Here is a 4,878-nt window from a genome sequence, read left to right as displayed (position 1 = left end):
ACCCAGAAAACCATTGCCCTGTCCATGAAAACGGGCAAGCTCACCGCCCAAGCCCTGCAAACTGCGTTGAAAAAATACTTGCAGCACCGGGCCAAGGGGCCAAAGCTGCACCACGGCAGGCAAAGCCTGAAACAGCTGAAAGCCCACGGCGCGTCCCTGACCAACATTGAAGTCACGGAGGCGAACATCGGGGCATTCAAACCCTGCGCCAAGAAGTACGGCGTGGACTTCACCTTGCGCAAAGACAAGACTAACCAGCCGCCCCACTACATCGTGATCTTCAAGGCCAAGGATGCGGACAATCTGGAACAGGCGTTCCGGGAGTTCACCGCCAAAACGCTCTCCAAGGAGCAGCGGCCCTCCATCCGCAAAGTGCTGGCAGTGGCTAAACAGAAAGCGGCCCAGCAGCCGAAACGCGCCAAAGAAAAAATCAAGCAAAGGGGACTGGAACGATGAAGCCTGAACTGAAAAAGCTGCTGGTGCTGAATCTGCCGTATCTGCTGTTCGTGTACCTGTTCGCCAAATGCGGGCAGGCATACCGTCTGGCGGCGGGCGTGGATGCTTCGGCAAAGCTGCTCCACCTGACGGGCGGCATCTCCGCCGCCTTTGCAAATCCGCTGCCAAGCCTGCACCCGTTTGACCTGTGCGTGGGCGTTGTTGGTGCGGTGGCTGTCCGGCTCATCGTGTACAGCAAGGGCAAGAACGCCAAGAAGTACCGCAAGGGCGAGGAATACGGTTCTGCCCGGTGGGGCACCGCCAAAGACATTGCCCCGTACATCGACCCCAAGTTTGAAAACAACATCCTGCTGACCCAGACCGAACGCCTGACCATGACCGGGCGGCCCAAAGACCCCAAGACGGCCCGGAACAAAAATGTGCTTGTGATCGGCGGCTCCGGCAGCGGCAAGACACGCTTCTATGTGAAGCCCAACCTCATGCAATGTTTCCCCACTTCCGACTATCCCACCTCATTCGTGGTCACAGACCCAAAAGGCACACTGGTTCTCGAAACAGGCCAAATGTTCCAGCGGGCAGGCTACCGGGTGAAAATCCTGAACACGATAAACTTTTCCAAGTCTATGAAGTACAACCCGTTTGTTTACATCTACTCGGAAAAGGACGTGCTGAAGCTGGTGAATACGCTTATCGCCAACACCAAGGGCGAGGGTGAAAAATCAGCAGAAGATTTTTGGGTGAAGTCGGAACGGCTGTTCTACACGGCTCTGATCGGCTACATCTGGTACGAGGCCCCGGCAGAGGAAATGAACTTCACCACCCTGCTGGAAATGATAAATGCCAGTGAAGCCCGCGAGGACGACCCGGAGTTTCAAAGCCCAGTGGACCTCATGTTTGAAAGGCTGGAACAGAAAGACCCGGACCACTTCGCCGTCCGGCAGTACAAAAAGTTTTTGCTGTCGGCGGGCAAGACCCGTTCCTCCATCCTGATAAGCTGCGGTGCCCGTTTAGCCCCATTTGACATCCGGGAGGTGCGGGAGCTGATGGAGAACGATGAAATGGAGCTGGACACCATCGGGGATGAAAAGACCGTACTGTTCCTGATTATGAGCGACACGGACACCACCTTCAACTTCATTCTCGCCATGCTTCAAAGCCAGCTTATCAATCTGCTGTGTGACCGTGCGGATGATAAATACGGCGGTCGGCTGCCTGTCCATGTACGGCTGATTCTGGACGAGTTCGCCAACATCGGGCAGATTCCCAACTTCGACAAGCTGATCGCCACCATCCGCAGTCGGGAAATCTCGGCATCCATCATTTTGCAGAGCCAGTCGCAGCTAAAAGCCATCTACAAGGATGCGGCCGAAATCATTTCGGACAACTGCGATTCTGTTCTCTTTTTGAGTGGGCGGGGCAAGAATGCCAAAGAGATCTCCGATGCACTGGGGAAAGAAACCATCGACAGTTTCAACACCAGCGAGAACCGGGGTTCTCAAACCTCCCACGGACTGAACTATCAAAAATTAGGAAAGGCGTTGATGTCAGAGGACGAAATCGCAATCATGGACGGCGGCAAATGTATTTTGCAGCTGCGGGGTGTGAGGCCGTTCTTCTCGGAGAAGTTCGACATTACCAAACACCCGCACTACAAATACCTTGCGGACGCGGACAAGAAAAACACCTTTGATGTGGACAGGTTCTTATCCACCCTGCGCCGGAAACGGCAGCAGGTAGTCGCACAGGACGAACCGTTTGACCTGTACGAAATCGACCTATCGGATGAAAATGCAGCCGAATAATTTTATTTTTGAGTGCCGCAGAACAAGCGGCAGAAAGTGAGGACCTTATGGAATTTTTCAACAGTGCAGTCGATACTTTGCAGACCATCGTGGTCGGTCTGGGCGGTGCCCTGTGTGTCTGGGGCGGCATCAACCTGTTGGAGGGCTATGGACAGGATAACCCCGGCAGCAAGAGCCAGGGCGTCAAGCAGCTGGTCGCGGGCGGCGGCGTTGCCCTGATCGGCGTGACCCTTGTCCCGCTGCTGTCCGGGCTGCTGGGCTAAGTCCTGCATCGCTGCCCACAATTTTCCGAACAACTAACACTTAAAATCCTACTCCGCGCTCTCCCGCTCACATGGGAGGGCGCGGGAAAGGAGGTATCTTTGCTTGATTAGTGAGATCATCGAGAAATGGATAAAAGGCATTTTGATAGATGGTATCACGGGCAACCTCTCCGGCCTGTTCGATAACGTGAACGCCAAGGTGGGCGAAATCGCTTCGGATGTCGGCTCTACCCCGCAGGCGTGGAACAGCGGCATTTTCAATATGCTGCGCAGTCTTTCCGAAACGGTGGTGCTGCCCATTGCAGCGGCTATCCTTGCCCTTGTGATGTGCCATGAACTTATCCAGATGATTACCGAAAAGAACAATATGCACGACTTTGACACCTCCATGTTCTTCCGCTGGATTTTCAAGTCTGCTTTTGCCATCCTCATTGTCAGCAACACATGGAATATCGTTATGGGTGTGTTCGATGCCACTCAGAGCGTTGTCAACCAAAGCTCCGGCGTGATCATCGGCGAAACGTCCATCCACTTTGACCGCCTGATACCCGGACTGGAATTTCAGCTGGAAAGCATGACCATTGGCAGTCTGCTTAGTCTGTGGTTCCAGACCCTTGTAGTGGGCCTGACCATGAACATCCTTTCCATCTGCATCTTCCTTGTGACCTACGGCCGCATGATCGAGATTTACGTTGTGACCGCGCTGGGGCCTATCCCGCTTGCCACCATGGGCAGCAGCGAGTGGCGCAGCACCGGGCAGAACTACTTGAAGTCTTTGCTGGCGCTGGGGTTCCAAGCGTTCCTGATTATGATTGTCGTGGGCATCTATGCGGTGCTGATACGCAACATTTCAGGCGCAGCGGACATTGCCGGGGCTATCTGGGGCTGCATGGGCTACACCGTGCTACTCTGTTTCTGTCTGTTCAAGACAGGCAGCATCAGCAAGTCCGTATTCGGTGCCCATTGAGAAAGGAGCGTTTGAATGGCGTATGTGACCGTTCCCAAAGATTTGACCCATGTAAAATCCAAAGTCTTATTCGGGCTGACCAAGCGGCAGCTGGTCTGCTTCGGCGGTGCGCTTCTCACGGGCGGGCCGCTTTATTTTTTGACCCGAAACTATCTTTCCAACAGCGCGGCGGCCCTGCTGATGATTTTTGCCATGCTGCCGGGGCTGCTGTTTGCTCTGTTCGAGCGGCACGGCCAACCCCTTGAAGTGGTGATTCAGCAAATGATTCAGTGCTGCTTTATCCGTCCCAAGGAAAGGCCTTATCAGACCAACAATGCTTACGCCGCCCTTGTGCGGCAATACCAAATGGAACAGGAGGTAAAGGCCATTGTCCAGAAAAACGACACCCCGCGAAACCGAAAAGCCCAAAAAGCTCACCCGCGCCCAGAAAAAAGAAATTGATGCTGTTATCCGCAAGTACAAGGGTGACGGCAAGCCCCGCACGGCACAGGCCACCATCCCGTATGAGGCCATCTACCCGGACGGTGTGTGCCGCATTGACCGCCGCACGTTCTCCAAGTGCATTACCTTTGAGGACATCAGCTATCAGCTGGCCCAGCCGGAAACAAGAACCGCCATCTTTGAACACCTGTGCGACCTCTACAACTATGTGGATGCTTCCATCCATGTGCAGCTTTCGTTTTTGAATCGCAAGGTTGACCCGGTGCAGTACGCAAAAAGTTTTGAGATCGCACCGCAGGGGGATGATTTCGACGACATCCGCGCCGAGTACACCGCCATCCTGCAAAAGCAGCTTGCCAGCGGCAACAACGGCATTGTGAAAACCAAGTACCTGACCTTCACCATCGAGGCCGACAGCCTGAAAACTGCGCGGGCTCGGCTGACCCGCATTGGCCTTGACCTGCTGGGCTACTTCAAGACTATGGGCTGCGTGGCGCACGTCATGGACGGGCAGGAGCGTTTGGAGGTGCTGCACGGCATCTTCCACCCGGACGGCGAACCGTTTCGCTTTGAATGGGACTGGCTGGCACCCTCCGGCCTGTCCACCAAAGATTTTGTGGCTCCATCCTCCCTCTGCTTCGGCACGGCCAAGACCTTTGGGCTGGGCGGCAAGTATGGAGCGGTGAGCTTTTTACAAATCCTTGCGCCGGAACTTTCGGACGAAATGCTGGCCGACTTCCTCAAAACGGAAAGCGGGATTCTCGTCAATCTCCATGTGCAGGCCATCGACCAGACCGAGGCCATCAAAACCATCAAGCGGAAGATCACAGACCTTGATGCCATGAAGATTCAGGAGCAGAAAAAGGCTGTCCGTTCCGGGTACGACATGGACATCCGTGCGACTCGTTCCTGAACAAAACCTTCGTGGTTGAAGGATAAAATCAGGCAC

At 54.7% G+C, this 4,878-nt stretch carries 5 protein-coding genes and 1 pseudogene; all 6 read left to right on the top strand.

The features are described from left to right. A partial coding sequence (locus DW937_RS14495; RefSeq protein ID WP_133300991.1) for a PcfB family protein occupies positions 1–456 on the top strand: 456 nt, incomplete at its 5' end. Continuing rightward, positions 453–2,258, top strand: a complete 1,806-nt coding sequence (locus DW937_RS14490; protein ID WP_120121492.1) for a VirD4-like conjugal transfer protein, CD1115 family — start codon at positions 453–455, stop codon at positions 2,256–2,258. The genes DW937_RS14495 and DW937_RS14490, both read left to right, overlap by 4 nt. A gap of 47 nt (positions 2,259–2,305) precedes the next feature. Next, positions 2,306–2,521, top strand: coding sequence for a Maff2 family mobile element protein (locus tag DW937_RS14485; RefSeq protein ID WP_005922889.1), 216 nt, complete (start codon positions 2,306–2,308; stop codon positions 2,519–2,521). 103 nt (positions 2,522–2,624) lie between these two features. After that, positions 2,625–3,488 (top strand): VirB6/TrbL-like conjugal transfer protein, CD1112 family, encoded by an 864-nt coding sequence (locus DW937_RS14480; RefSeq protein WP_005927770.1) that lies wholly within the window; start codon positions 2,625–2,627, stop codon positions 3,486–3,488. 15 nt (positions 3,489–3,503) lie between these two features. Further along, positions 3,504–3,929 (top strand): PrgI family protein, encoded by a 426-nt coding sequence (locus DW937_RS14475; protein WP_120121490.1) that lies wholly within the window; start codon positions 3,504–3,506, stop codon positions 3,927–3,929. Then, positions 3,856–4,824 (top strand): annotated as a pseudogene (locus DW937_RS14470) (PrgI family protein); the annotation flags it as partial. The gene DW937_RS14475 and the pseudogene DW937_RS14470, both read left to right, overlap by 74 nt. Positions 4,825–4,878 lie beyond the last annotated feature (54 nt).

The sequence above is a fragment of the Faecalibacterium sp. AM43-5AT genome, from assembly GCF_003603345.1.
Taxonomy (GTDB): Bacteria; Bacillota; Clostridia; order Oscillospirales; family Ruminococcaceae; genus Faecalibacterium; species Faecalibacterium taiwanense.
This window is presented reverse-complemented; position numbering and strand designations above follow the sequence as displayed.